Below are 12,649 nucleotides of genomic sequence, written 5' to 3' on the forward strand. Positions count from 1 at the left end.
GTCACAGGATCAGGCTACGCAGTTCATCGGAAAGGGCTCCCGGCTGCTTGATCGCGGCCAGGTCGTTTGCAGCTTGGGCGTTCCAGGTTTCTTCGTCCCACAACTGGAACTTGTTCAGGTGGCCGACCAGCATCGCGTGCTTGTCGAGCTTGACGTGCTCACGCAGGCGCGGCGGGATCAGGATGCGCGCACTGCCATCCATCTCGAGATCCACCGCATTGCCTACCAGCAGGCGCTGCAGGATCCGGTTCTTCTCATCCAGGGAAGCCAGCACGCTGAGCTTTTCCTCGATCCGCTCCCACTCGACCAGGGGATAGATGTTCAGACAGGGGTCATTGATGTCGATGGTCACGATGAGCTGGCCTGCGCAACGCGAAACGAGCTCGTCACGATACCGACTCGGCATCGCGAGGCGCCCCTTGGCGTCGAGACTGATGGCGTTAGCTCCGCGAAACACGGCTGCGCTTCCCCTGTAATTAGCTATCCATGCCCATAAAAACCCACTTCATGCCACTTTTCACCACTTGCGCACACTATAGGAATGCGTACGCCCCACCGTCAAGGCGCGCCGAAAGGGAAAAATCCTTACAGGACGGAGATTTAGCGAACAAAGACGAGGGAAAAGGGGATGCCGGAGCCGGCTTTTGAGGGGTAAATTTCAGCCATTCCAGCGAGCTGAAATTCGAACTTAAAGTAATTTGTTAAGAGTAAGAATTTTTCGGTATCAGACGAGCGGGGAATAGAAGCGCAGGAAGAAAGGAGGAGAGTCGATCTGTAAGCCGGGTTCTGTCGAGGACAGCCATTCCTCTACGACGTACATCACTGCACGCCTTTAGCAACCTACCCGGTTCCAGCGCGGGCCACGCCGATGGAACCCTATTTGGTCTTGCTCCGAGTGGGGTTTACCTAGCCACGGACTGTTGCCAGCCGTGCGGTGCGCTCTTACCGCACCTTTTCACCCTTACCGGCGCCGAAACGCTTAGGCGGTTATTTTCTGTGGCACTTTCCGTAGGCTCACGCCTCCCAGGCGTTACCTGGCACTCTGCCCTATGGAGCCCGGACTTTCCTCCCCCCTCTTGCGAAGGCAGCGACTGTCCGATCGACTCTCCGCCGCCAAGGGTAACAAAGCGGCAAGCCGCAAGCCACACGCATCGAGAAAAAGCAGCCTGGTACGCCGCCCTGCAGGAGCGAGCTCTGCTCGCGAAGCTGTTGCGCTGCAGGGGTTCGCGAGCAGAGCTCGCTCCTACGACAGCCTCACCCCTGGCGTGTCAGCGCCACCTGGTAGAGCAGGTTCTTGCGCACCCCGGTGATTTCCGCCGCCAGCGCCGCCGCGCGCTTGAGCGGCATTTCCGCCAGCAGCAGATCGAGTACGCGCAAGGCTTCGGCGCTGACCGCCTCCTCCCCCTCGGGTGCCTGCCAACCCGCCACCAGCACCACGCATTCGCCCCGCTGCTGATTGCTGTCAGCCGCCACCCATTCGCACAGTTCGGCCAGCGGCAGGCCCTTGAGGGTCTCGAAGGTCTTGGTCAGCTCACGCGCCAGCAATGCAGGGCGCTCACCGCCGAACACCTCGCGCATGTCCTGCAGGCACTCGAGAATACGGTGCGGCGCCTCGTAGAAGATCAGCGTGCGCGGCTCCTCGCGCACCTGCTCCAGACGCGACCGCCGCCCCGCCGCCTTGGCCGGCAGGAAGCCTTCGAAGATGAAGCGATCCGAGGGCAGGCCGGCGGCCGAAAGCGCGGCGATCAGCGCGCAGGCCCCCGGTACCGGCACCACCGCGAAGCCGGCCGCACGCGCCTGGCGCACCAGGTGATATCCCGGATCGGAAATCAGCGGCGTACCGGCATCGGAAATCAGCGCCACATCCTCCCCGGCCTGCAAGCGCGCCAGAAAACGGCCACCCTGATCGCGCTCGTTGTGCTCATGGCAGGCCGCCAGGGGCGTTTCGATGCCGAAATGCTGCAGCAGGCGCGCCGAATGCCGGGTGTCCTCCGCGGCGATCAGCGCCACCTCGCGCAGAATCCGCAAGGCCCGCGTACTGATGTCGTCCAGATTGCCGATCGGCGTGGCGACCACGTAAAGGCTGCCTGGCTGGACGCTTGCGACTGCGGGCTGACTCACTGGAAACACCTCGTTAATTGAATGGCTGCTCATTCTAGCCGGTTCCGCCCCTGCGGCATCGCACCGATCTCGGGGCTTGGGTACAATCGCCGCTTGATTTGCTCAAGTATCAGGATGACCCGATGATCGCTAGCCTGCGCCCTCTTTCCGCTCTTTTCCTGGCCGGCCTGCTTGCTGCCTGCGCCAGCTCGCCCTCCAACAACCTGGGCCAGCTGCCGCGCACGCCACAAGCCAGCATCGAGCAGATACTCCAGCAAGCCACCGAGAGCAAACCGGAACAGGCCGCCCTGCTACGCCTGTCGGCGGCCGACCAGAGCTATCGGCAGAATGATGTGGCACGCGCCACGCGCATCCTCGAGCAGGTCGACATCGCCAGCCTGCAGCCCGCGCAACAGATCTTCGCCAGCACGCTGAAAGCCGAGCTGGCCATGGCCCGCAAGCAACCCAAGAGCGCGCTCAAGGCCCTGCAGCACCCAAGCCTCGAACGTCTGGCCGAGTTGCCGGTGGAGCAACAGATCCGCACCCAGCTGGTGCGTGCGCGCGCCCTGGAAGCCGATGGCCAGGCCCTGGCAGCCGCCCGCGAGCGCGTGTTCATCGCACCGCTGCTGAGCGGCCAGGCCGCTCGCGACAACCACGAGAACATCTGGGCACTGGTTTCCAACCTGCCTGCGCAAACCTCCGCCGGCGCCGATAGCGACCTGGCCGGCTGGCTGGAGCTGGCCCAACTGACCAAGAGCAGCGCCACCCTGGAACAGCAGCAGGCCGCCATCGACCAGTGGGTTGCCCGCAACCCTGAGCATCCGGCCGCCGAGCAACTGCCCGAGGCCCTGGGCAAACTGCGCGAACTGGCCAGCCAGCCACTGAACCGCGTCGCCCTGCTGCTGCCGCAGGAAGGCCAGCTGGCCAGCGTCGCCCGCGCCCTGCGCGACGGCTTCCTCGCCGCCCACTACGAAGCCCAGCAGGCCGGCCAGAATCCGCCGGACATCAAACTCTATGACAGCTCGCGCATCGGCTCACTCGATGCCTTCTACCAGCAGGCCCAGGCCGACGGCGTGCAGCTGGTGGTCGGCCCGCTGGAAAAACCCCTGGTCAAGCAGCTCAGCGAGCGCCAGCAACTGCCCATCACCACCCTCGCCCTGAACTACAGCGACGCAGGCCAGGAAGGCCCGGCGCAGCTGTTCCAGTTCGGCCTGGCCGCCGAGGACGAAGCCCGCGAAGTGGCTCGCCGCGCCTGGAACGACGGCATGCGCCGCGCCGTGGCGCTGGTACCGCGTGGCGACTGGGGTGACCGCGTACTCGATGCCTTCCGCCAGAGCTGGCAGGCCCAGGGCGGCATCCTGATCGGCGCCGAGCACGTCGACCAGCCGGTGGAGCTGGCCAGGCAGATCGCCGACCTGTTCCAGCTGCGCGAGAGCGAAGCCCGCGCCCGCCGCCTGCAGAACACCCTCGGCACCAGCCTGGATGCACAGCCGGCGCGACGCCAGGACGTCGACTTCATCTTCCTCGCCGCCACCCCGCAGCAGGCGCAGCAGATCAAGCCGACCCTGGCCTTCCAGTACGCCGGCGACGTACCGGTGTATGCCACCTCGCACCTGTTCACAGGCGCCCACAGTCAGGCTCAGTATCAGGACCTGGAAGGCATCCGCTTCTGCGAGACCCCCTGGCTGCTGGATGCCCACGCCCCTCTACGCCAGCAGGTCAGCAACCAGTGGCCGCAGGCCGGCGGCAGCCTGGGCCGCCTGTACGCCATGGGCGTCGACGCCTATCGCCTGGCGCCACGCCTGGGCCAGCTCAAGGCGCTGCCTGATTCGCGCATCGATGGCCTGTCCGGCAGCCTCAGCCTCAATGCCACGCAGCGCATCGAGCGCCAGCTGCCCTGGGCCGAATTCCGCGGCGGCCAGGTCCAGCGGCTTCCCGACAGCCTCAATTGAGCGCACACAACGAGCTGGGTCGGGCCGCCGAACAGGCGGCCCGGCAGCATCTGGAACGTAACGGCCTGCGCCTGATCGAACAGAACTGGAGCTGTCGGCGTGGCGAGCTCGATCTGGTCATGCTCGACGGCGATACAGTAGTATTCGTCGAAGTCCGCGCCCGCCGCCACAGCGCCTGGGGCGGCGCCCTGGAGAGCATCGATGCGCGCAAGCGTGGCAAGCTGGTGATCGCCGCAGAACTCTTCCTCCAGCAACACTCACGCTGGGCCCGCTACCCCTGCCGCTTCGACGTGGTCGCCATCAGCACTGACGGCGCCACTCGCCTCGACTGGATCAAGAACGCCTTCGATGCCTGACGGCCGTACATTCAAGGTTTAACCGATGGACATGCAATCCCGAATCCGCCAGCTCTTCCAAGCCAGCATCGACACCAAGCAGCAGGCCATGGAAGTCCTGACACCCTATATCGAGCACGCCAGCCTGGTGATGGTCCAGTCCCTGCTCAACGAGGGCAAGATTCTCTCCTGCGGCAACGGCGGCTCGGCTGGCGATGCCCAGCATTTTTCCTCCGAGCTGCTCAACCGCTTCGAGCGCGAGCGCCCCAGCCTGCCGGCCATCGCCCTGACCACCGACAGCTCGACCATCACCTCGATCGCCAACGATTACAGCTATAACGAGATCTTCTCCAAGCAGATCCGCGCCCTTGGTCAACCGGGCGATGTACTGTTGGCGATCTCCACCAGCGGCAACTCGGCGAATGTCATCCAGGCCATTCAAGCTGCACATGATCGCGAGATGACCGTAGTCGCCCTCACCGGCCGCGACGGCGGCGGCATGGCCTCGCTGCTGCTGCCGGAAGACGTCGAAATCCGCGTTCCAGCCAAAGTCACCGCACGCATCCAGGAAGTCCACCTGCTGACTATCCACTGCCTCTGCGACCTGATCGACAGTCAATTGTTTGGGAGTGAAGAATGAAGCGTTCCGCCCTGATTCTGGCCGCCCTGGCCGTTACCCTGACCCTGGCAGGCTGCGGCAGCCGCAGCATCGGCAACAAGATCGATGACCAGTTCCTCGGCCCGGAGGTCGCCTCACGCATCAGCAACGCGCATGCCGACCTGTCCAGCCCGACCTCGCGCATCGTGGTCACCAGCTACAACGGCGTGATCCTGCTCGCCGGACAGACCCCGCGCAGCGAGCTCAAGGACCGTGCCGCACAGACCGCACGCGGCGTACAGGGCGTGAAGAAGGTCTACAACGAACTGCAGGTTCAGCAACCGGCGTCCCTGCTGGCGCGCAGCAACGATTCGCTGCTGACCACCAAGATCAAGACCCAGATGCTGGCCGACAGCAGCGTACCGAGCGCACGAGTCAAGGTGGTCACCGAGAACGGCATCGTCTACCTGCTCGGCCTGGTGACGCGCGAAGAAGCCAACGCCGCCACGCGCGTGGTGCAGAGCGTCTCCGGGGTACAGCGGGTAGTGCGCCTGTTCGAGTACACCAACTAACAGAACCGCCAGCCTCAAGCTCCAAGCCGCAAGCAGGAGCCAAGGCTGCGGGCCATCATGAAAAACGGGCGCCAATGGCGCCCGTTTTTTGTGCTCTCGCTCTCGCTATCGCTCTTGCCTGAAGCCTGCAGCCTGTAGCCTCTTACTTGACCACCTTCAGACTCGGCCGACCGCTGGGTCGCGGCGGCTCGCCGCCGGACGGACCGTCGTCATCCGGCCCCGGCTCCTCCGGGCCGCCGGCCATTGGCGGCTCCATGTCGAACACCATGCCCTGGCCATTTTCCCGTGCGTAGATCGCCAGGATCGCCGCGGCCGGGATATACAGGCTGTGCGCCACACCACCGAAACGCCCTTCGAAGCTGACCGCCTGGTTGTCCATGTGCAGATGACGCACCGCACTGGGTGAGGCATTGAGCACGATCTGGCCATCGCTGGCGAAACCGGATGGCACCTGCACCCCCGGGTACTCGGCATTGACCAGCAGGTGCGGCGTGCAGTCGTTATCGACGATCCATTCGTACAGGGCGCGAACCAGATAGGGACGACTGGAATTCATGGTTTCCTCCTTCTCAGCGCATCGCGCGCTCGGCAGCGGAAAGACTGGCCTGAAAGGCCTCACGGGCGAACTGGCGCTCCATGTAGTCGAGCAGCGGTTTGGCCGGACGCGGCAACTCGATACCCAGAACCGGCAGGCGCCAGAGAATGGGCAGTAGACAACAATCCACCAGGCTCAGCTCCTCACTGAGGAAGAATGCCTTGTCCGCGAACAGCGGCGATACCCCCGTCAGGCTCTCGCGCAATTCCTTGCGCGCCAGCTGACGCTCGGCCTCCTTGCTGCGCCTGTCGAGAATCCGGTCGACCAGCACGCACCAGTCACGCTGAATGCGGTGCATCAGCAGACGACTGTTGGCGCGCGCCACCGGATAGACCGGCAACAGCGGCGGATGCGGATAGCGCTCGTCGAGATACTCCATCACCACGGACGATTCGTACAACGCCAGGTCACGATCGACCAGGGTCGGCACGCTGCCGTAGGGATTGATCTCCGCGAGCTTGGGCGGGCAACGGCCCTGCTCGACATCGACGATCTCGACGCTGACACCCTTCTCGGCGAGCACCAGACGCACGCGATGGCAATAGTGGTCGGCGGGGTCGGAGTAGCAGGTCAACCTGTTGGTCACCGCCATGGCGATCCTCCTCGCTTTTTTTGGTTTTCCAGAAACAGGAAAAAATTGCCGGAGCAATTTCTTCGTCGCAGACGACGGCACCCGGAGGTGACCGCAGAAATGGCGGGGTAGAAAAACCTGCGCGCCCATCAGGGCGCGCAGATCTGCTACAGCTCGAACGCCTTAGTGAACGTCCTTCCAGTACTCACGCTTGAGCAGGTAGGCGAACACGAAGAAGAACGCCAGGTACAGCAGCACGTAGGTGCCGATGCGCTGTGACTTCAGCTTGACCGGGTTGGCCGAGTAGGCCAGGAAGGTCACCAGGTTCTTGATCTTCTCGTCGAACTCGGCCTCGCTCAGCTTGCCGGTGTTCGGCTCGACAGTGAGCTGGTCGCAGGCCTCGTGCGTGATCGGCGCACCGGTCAGCGGGTCGAACTGCTTCTTGCCGTCGGTGACGACCTGAACCTGCTTGCAACCGATGACCTGATTGCCCTGCAGGCTGACCAGCACGTTAGGCATACCGACGTTCGGGAAGACCTTGTTGTTGGAGCCCAGCGGACGCGAAGGGTCGGCGTAGAAGGTGCGCAGGTAGGTGTACAGCCAGTCGTTGCCACGCACACGAGCGACCAGGGTCAGATCGGGCGGCGCCGCACCGAACCAGGCCTTGGCATCGTCCGGCTTCATGCCGATCTTCATGTGGTCGCCGATCTTGGCGTCGTTGAACACCAGGTTGTCCAGCATGATCTCGTGCGGAATGCCGAGGTCATCGGCAACGCGCTCGTAACGCTGATACTGGGCCGAATGGCAGCCCATGCAGTAGTTGGCGAAGGTACGCGCGCCGTCCTGCATGGCAGCCTTGTCGGTCAGGTCGATGTTGACCTTGTCCAGCGGGTAGTTGCTGGAAGCGCCCATGGCCAGAGCCGGCAGCGCAGCGAAAACAAATGCAGCGAAGAGCTTTTTCATCAGCCAGTCACCCTTTCCGGAACCGGTTTGGTCTTCTCCATCCTGGTGTAGAACGGCATCAGGATGAAGTACGCGAAGTACAGGAAGGTGCACACCTGCGACAGCAGAGTACGACCCGGGGTCGGTGCCAGCACACCCAGCACGCCCAGGATGACGAAGGAGATGCAGAAGATCACCAGCCAGATCTTGCTCAGCCAACCCTTGTAGCGCATGGACTTGACCGGGCTGCGGTCGAGCCAGGGCAGCACGAACAGCACGGCAATGGCAGCGCCCATGGCGATTACGCCCAGCAGCTTGTCCGGTACCGCGCGCAGAATCGCGTAGAACGGGGTGAAGTACCAGACCGGTGCGATGTGCTCAGGGGTCTTGAACGGGTTGGCCGCTTCGAAGTTCGGCTTCTCGAGGAAGTAACCACCCATCTCCGGGAAGAAGAACACCACGAAGCAGAACACGAAGAGGAAGACCACCACACCGACGATGTCCTTGACGGTGTAGTACGGGTGGAACGCGATACCGTCCAGCGGCACACCGTTCTCGTCCTTCAGCTTCTTGATGTCGACGCCGTCCGGGTTGTTCGAACCGACTTCGTGCAGCGCCAGGATGTGCAGCACGACCAGGCCGAGCAGGACGATCGGCAGTGCGATCACGTGCAGGGCGAAGAAGCGGTTCAGGGTGATGCCGGAGATCAGGTAGTCACCACGGATCCACTGGGTCAGGTCGTCGCCGATGACCGGGATGGCACCGAACAGCGAGATGATCACCTGGGCGCCCCAGTAGGACATCTGGCCCCAGGGCAGCAGGTAGCCCATGAAGGCTTCGGCCATCAGCACCAGGTAGATCAGCATGCCGAAGATCCACACCAGCTCGCGCGGCTTCTGGTAGGAACCGTAGAGCAGACCGCGGAACATGTGCAGGTAGACCACCACGAAGAACGCCGAAGCGCCGGTGGAGTGCAGGTAGCGCAGGATCCAGCCGTACTCGACGTCACGCATGATGTATTCGACGGAGGCGAAGGCGCCTTCGGCCGAAGGCTCGAAGCTCATGGTCAGCCAGATACCGGTCACGATCTGGTTGACCAGCACCAGCAGCGCCAGCGAGCCGAAGAAGTAGAAGAAGTTGAAATTCTTCGGGGCGTAGTACTTGGAGAGATGGTCTTCCCACATCTTGGTAGCGGGGAAGCGCGCATCCACCCATTCCATGAATTTGCTCATCAGGCGTTCTCCTGGTCCACACCGATGATGATCACATCATCCGTCTCGTAGGTGTGCGGCGGTACCGGCAGGTTCAGCGGCGCAGGCTGGGCCTTGTAAACGCGGCCGGCGAGGTCGTAACGCGAACCGTGGCAGGGGCAGAAGTAACCGCCTACCCAATCAGGCCCCATGTCGGCCGGTGCCACTTCCGGACGGAAGGACGGCGAGCAGCCCAGGTGAGTGCACAGACCGACCAGAACCAGCAGCTCGGGCTTGATGGAACGGGTTTTCTTGTCCACGTACTCCGGCTGCACGGATGCAGCGGACTCGGGATCGGCTACGCTGCCTTCGATCTTGCTCAGGTTGGCCAGGATCTCCTCGGTACGGCGCACGATGAACACCGGCTGACCGCGCCACTCAGCAACCATCTGCTGACCTGCTTCGATCTTGCTGACGTTCACCTTCACCGGTGCACCGGCCGCCTTGGCCTTGGCACTGGGGAACCATGACCCCACGAACGGAGTCGCAGCACCTACCGCCCCTGCAGCACCCACCACGGAGGTGGCTGCAACCAGGAAGCGACGCCGGCCTGCATTCACGCCGTCATTGCTCATTCAGTCGTCTCCCATCAGCTTTGTGGCCTGTTGTTCAGGCCTCTACTAAGTAAAAATCGGGCCGCGCAAAAAATTCGCCAAATGGTAAAGAAAAGCCCCTTTTCTGACAAGGTAATTACCCCCGAAGAGACGGGCGAAAGCCTTGGCGCGTGCGGCCTGCGCGTCTGCGGCACGTTGTCGCAGCACTTTGCCACGCCCATAAAAAACGCCCAGCTCCGTAAGGAAACTGGGCGCTTTTGGAAGCGTAGACGCGATTAACGCTTCGAGTACTGCGGACGCTTGCGCGCTTTACGCAGACCGACTTTCTTACGCTCGACCTCACGGGCGTCACGAGTGACGTAACCGGCTTTACGCAGCGGGCTGCGCAGGGTCTCGTCGTACTCGATCAGAGCGCGGGTGATGCCATGACGGATGGCACCGGCCTGACCACTGACACCACCACCGGCTACGGTGACAAAGATGTCGAACTTCTCGACGGTCTCGGTCAGCTCCAGCGGCTGACGCACGACCATGCGAGCGGTTTCACGGCCGAAGAAGGTATCCAGGCTGCGGTTGTTGATCGAGATGTTGCCAGTGCCCGGACGCAGGAATACGCGCGCGGTTGCGGTCTTGCGACGGCCAGTGCCGTAGTTTTGAGTCGCCGACATAATGAACTATTCCGTTAAATCTTCAGTTCTTGGGGCTGCTGAGCGGTGTGCGGGTGAGCGGCACCCTTGTACACCTTCAGCTTACGGTACATGTCGCGACCCAGCGGGTTCTTCGGCAGCATGCCTTTGACCGCGGTCTCGATCACGCGCTCAGGAGCACGAGCGATCAGCTTCTCGAAGTTGATCTCTTTGATGCCGCCCGGGAAACCGGAGTGGGAGTAGTACTTCTTGTCGCTGGCCTTGGCACCAGTTACACGCACCTGCTCGGCGTTGATGACGACGATGTAGTCACCGGTGTCAACGTGCGGGGTGTACTCAGGCTTGTGCTTGCCACGCAGACGGCTCGCGATTTCGGTGGCCAGACGACCCAGGGTCTGACCAGCAGCATCAACGACGAACCAATCGCGTTTTACTGTTTCCGGTTTAGCAGTAAAAGTTTTCATTCTTTATAGCCTCAGGGGCCGCCCAGCAAAAAATAGACGGCGGATCTTACTGGATAGTGCGTACTTTGACAAGTCAAAGGCAGCCGCATACGGACGCTATCGGGGGCTCGGGTCAGCGCGTCCAGAGTACGGCAAGATTCTTCGGCAGGCGGCGCATCACTTCCACCGCAGAAAGAGGTGCCGGATTATCCTGATTGCGAAAAAAATATCAACCTGCTTGTATGACTCTTTTAGCCAAGGAGCACTCCATGGAATACCGCAAACTGGGCCGAACCGATCTCGACGTCAGCGCCCTGTGCCTGGGCAGCATGACCTGGGGCGAGCAGAACAGCGAGAGCGAAGGCCATGCCCAGATCGAGCGAGCCAAGGCCAGCGGCATCAATTTCATCGATACCGCCGAGATGTACCCGGTGCCGCCGCGCGCCGAAACCTATAGCAGGACCGAGCAGATCATCGGCAGCTACTTCAAGCGCCAAGGCGACCGCGCCGACTGGATTCTGGCCAGCAAGATCGCCGGCCCCGGCAACGGCATCAGCCACATTCGCGACGGCCAGCTGAAATTCAACCGCGAGCACATAGTCGCGGCGCTGGATGCCAGCCTCAAGCGGCTGCAGACCGACTGGATCGACCTGTACCAGCTGCACTGGCCGGAGCGACCGACCAATTTCTTCGGCCAGCTTGGCTACCAGCATCGCGACGCGGACTTCACGCCGCTGGAAGAAACCCTGGAAGTGCTCGACGAGCAGGTCAAGGCCGGCAAGATTCGTCATATCGGCCTGTCCAACGAAACCCCGTGGGGCACCATGAAGTTCCTGCAGCTGGCCGAGAGCCGCGGCTGGCCACGCGCAGTATCGATCCAGAACCCCTACAACCTGCTCAACCGCAGCTTCGAGGTGGGCCTGGCTGAGGTGGCGATTCGCGAACAGTGCGGCCTGCTGGCCTATTCGCCCCTGGCATTCGGCATGCTCAGCGGCAAGTACGAGGGCGGCGCCCGCCCGACCGGTGCACGTATCAGCCTGTTCAGCCGCTTCGCCCGCTACACCAACCCGCAGGCCGAAGCGGCTTGCTCACGCTACGTGGCGCTGGCCCGTGAGCACGGTCTGGACCCTGCGCAGATGGCCCTGGCCTTCGTCACCGCGCAGCCCTTCGTGACCAGCAACATCATCGGCGCCACCAGCCTGGAGCAACTGGACAGCAACCTGGCCAGCGCCGAGCTGAAGCTGTCCGAGGAAGTGCTCGCCGGCATCGAGGCGATTCACAAGGCGCAGCCCAACCCCGCGCCCTAAAAAAGAGAGTGCTGATCGCTCCTGGCATCGCGTCGCGAGGCCAGGCGATCGGCCAGCCGGGTTGGCTCGGGCAGGCGGTGACGCCTGACGCAGGCCATCACCAGCTCCGGCGCACGCTCGAGGCTGACCCGATTGCCCGGCGAAACGATCAGTGGCCGTACGTGATCCTTGCTGCGCAGCACCCAGCCGATCCGCTCGCCCCTCCTGCTCAGCAGCTCCACACGTGCACCCCGCACCTCATCCAGCTCGGCGTGATGCCCGGTCAGAATCTTCTTGGCCACGCCAATGGTCGGCAAACCGCTGACCACGCCCAGGTGCGCGGCAATACCCAGGCCGCGCGGGTGGGCGATGCCGTGTCCGTCGACGAAGACCAGATCCGGCTCCTGCGGCAGATCAGCCAAGGCTCGAAGCAAGGCGGGCAATTCACGAAAGGAGAGCAACCCCGGCACGTAGGGCATGCTGGTGGGGATACGCGCCACGCATTCGGCCAGCGGCTGCAGCGTATCGGCATCCAGTAGCACTGCCGCCGCGCGGGTGATGGCGCCGCCCTCCTCGAAGCCGACATCCACGCCCGCCAGACGCCGCAGCGGCGGATAATCGTCCTCCAGCCGTACTTGCCGGGCCAGGTGCGTCTGCAGTTCGCGGGCGGCCGCCGGGCTGCCGTCCCAATCGGCGAACGGGGTGGCAGCCAGATCGCTCAATCGAGTCATGAGGCTCTCCAGGCATTTCTGCCTTGGAGCCGCGGGGCGACGTCTGAGTTCGCCCCGTGCACCACTCCCCCCA

General features: G+C 63.1%; 15 protein-coding genes and 1 other RNA gene. 5 read left to right on the forward strand and 11 right to left on the reverse strand.

The features are described from left to right. Position 1: 1 nt before the first annotated feature. The 3 genes from mraZ to rsmI form a co-directional block, all read right to left on the reverse strand. On the reverse strand, positions 2-457 hold the full coding sequence (gene mraZ, locus BLS61_RS03180; RefSeq protein ID WP_026041944.1) for a division/cell wall cluster transcriptional repressor MraZ: 456 nt from the start codon (positions 455-457) through the stop codon (positions 2-4). Between the two features lie 302 nt (positions 458-759). Beyond that, an RNA gene (gene rnpB, locus BLS61_RS03185) (RNase P RNA component class A) lies at positions 760-1,107 on the reverse strand. A gap of 147 nt (positions 1,108-1,254) precedes the next feature. Further along, positions 1,255-2,154, reverse strand: coding sequence for a 16S rRNA (cytidine(1402)-2'-O)-methyltransferase (gene rsmI, locus BLS61_RS03190; RefSeq protein ID WP_090427230.1), 900 nt, complete (start codon positions 2,152-2,154; stop codon positions 1,255-1,257). Between the two features lie 89 nt (positions 2,155-2,243). Here rsmI and BLS61_RS03195 point away from each other — a divergent pair, with 89 nt between their 5' ends. From BLS61_RS03195 to BLS61_RS03210, 4 genes are read left to right on the forward strand one after another with little or no spacing between them, the layout of a single operon-like run. Next, complete coding sequence (locus tag BLS61_RS03195) at positions 2,244-4,052, forward strand: penicillin-binding protein activator (RefSeq protein WP_090427232.1); 1,809 nt, start codon at positions 2,244-2,246, stop codon at positions 4,050-4,052. Continuing rightward, positions 4,049-4,408: a YraN family protein gene (locus BLS61_RS03200; protein ID WP_090427235.1), complete on the forward strand. Its 360-nt coding sequence runs from the start codon at positions 4,049-4,051 to the stop codon at positions 4,406-4,408. The genes BLS61_RS03195 and BLS61_RS03200 overlap by 4 nt, the downstream gene beginning before the upstream one ends. 25 nt (positions 4,409-4,433) lie before the next feature. Then, positions 4,434-5,027 (forward strand): phosphoheptose isomerase, encoded by a 594-nt coding sequence (locus tag BLS61_RS03205; protein WP_090427238.1) that lies wholly within the window; start codon positions 4,434-4,436, stop codon positions 5,025-5,027. After that, positions 5,024-5,557, forward strand: coding sequence for a BON domain-containing protein (locus tag BLS61_RS03210; protein WP_090427241.1), 534 nt, complete (start codon positions 5,024-5,026; stop codon positions 5,555-5,557). Before BLS61_RS03205 ends, BLS61_RS03210 begins: the two co-directional genes overlap by 4 nt. Before the next feature lie 142 nt (positions 5,558-5,699). On the opposite strand, the gene BLS61_RS03215 is transcribed toward BLS61_RS03210, so the two are convergent. The 7 genes from BLS61_RS03215 to rplM all read right to left on the reverse strand — a co-directional run bounded on the left by BLS61_RS03215 (position 5,700) and on the right by rplM (position 10,580). After that, a complete protein-coding gene (locus BLS61_RS03215) occupies positions 5,700-6,113 on the reverse strand; it encodes a ClpXP protease specificity-enhancing factor (RefSeq protein WP_090427244.1) in 414 nt (137 codons plus the stop codon). Between the two features lie 13 nt (positions 6,114-6,126). Then, entirely contained in the window at positions 6,127-6,744 is a 618-nt protein-coding gene (locus tag BLS61_RS03220; RefSeq protein ID WP_090427246.1) for a glutathione S-transferase N-terminal domain-containing protein, read from the reverse strand. A gap of 162 nt (positions 6,745-6,906) precedes the next feature. Beyond that, a complete protein-coding gene (locus tag BLS61_RS03225) occupies positions 6,907-7,686 on the reverse strand; it encodes a cytochrome c1 (RefSeq protein ID WP_090427249.1) in 780 nt (259 codons plus the stop codon). Continuing rightward, on the reverse strand, positions 7,686-8,897 hold the full coding sequence (locus BLS61_RS03230) for a cytochrome b (RefSeq protein WP_090427250.1): 1,212 nt from the start codon (positions 8,895-8,897) through the stop codon (positions 7,686-7,688). The genes BLS61_RS03225 and BLS61_RS03230 overlap by 1 nt, the downstream gene beginning before the upstream one ends. After that, positions 8,897-9,490 carry a ubiquinol-cytochrome c reductase iron-sulfur subunit gene (petA, locus tag BLS61_RS03235; RefSeq protein WP_090427253.1) on the reverse strand — a complete coding sequence of 198 codons (594 nt, stop codon included), beginning with the start codon at positions 9,488-9,490 and terminating at the stop codon, positions 8,897-8,899. The genes BLS61_RS03230 and petA overlap by 1 nt, the downstream gene beginning before the upstream one ends. Positions 9,491-9,744: 254 nt before the next feature. After that, complete coding sequence (gene rpsI / locus BLS61_RS03240) at positions 9,745-10,137, reverse strand: 30S ribosomal protein S9 (RefSeq protein WP_013714129.1); 393 nt, start codon at positions 10,135-10,137, stop codon at positions 9,745-9,747. Positions 10,138-10,151: 14 nt separating this feature from the next. Continuing rightward, positions 10,152-10,580: a 50S ribosomal protein L13 gene (gene rplM, locus BLS61_RS03245; protein WP_003242947.1), complete on the reverse strand. Its 429-nt coding sequence runs from the start codon at positions 10,578-10,580 to the stop codon at positions 10,152-10,154. A gap of 248 nt (positions 10,581-10,828) precedes the next feature. Here rplM and BLS61_RS03250 point away from each other — a divergent pair, with 248 nt between their 5' ends. Then, positions 10,829-11,866 carry an NADP(H)-dependent aldo-keto reductase gene (locus BLS61_RS03250; RefSeq protein ID WP_090427256.1) on the forward strand — a complete coding sequence of 346 codons (1,038 nt, stop codon included), beginning with the start codon at positions 10,829-10,831 and terminating at the stop codon, positions 11,864-11,866. Here BLS61_RS03250 and nfi read toward each other — a convergent pair. After that, entirely contained in the window at positions 11,863-12,576 is a 714-nt protein-coding gene (nfi, locus tag BLS61_RS03255) for a deoxyribonuclease V (protein ID WP_090427257.1), read from the reverse strand. The genes BLS61_RS03250 and nfi overlap by 4 nt on opposite strands. Positions 12,577-12,649: the final 73 nt, after the last annotated feature.

This window comes from Ectopseudomonas guguanensis (assembly GCF_900104265.1).
Classification (GTDB): domain Bacteria; phylum Pseudomonadota; class Gammaproteobacteria; order Pseudomonadales; family Pseudomonadaceae; genus Aquipseudomonas; species Aquipseudomonas guguanensis.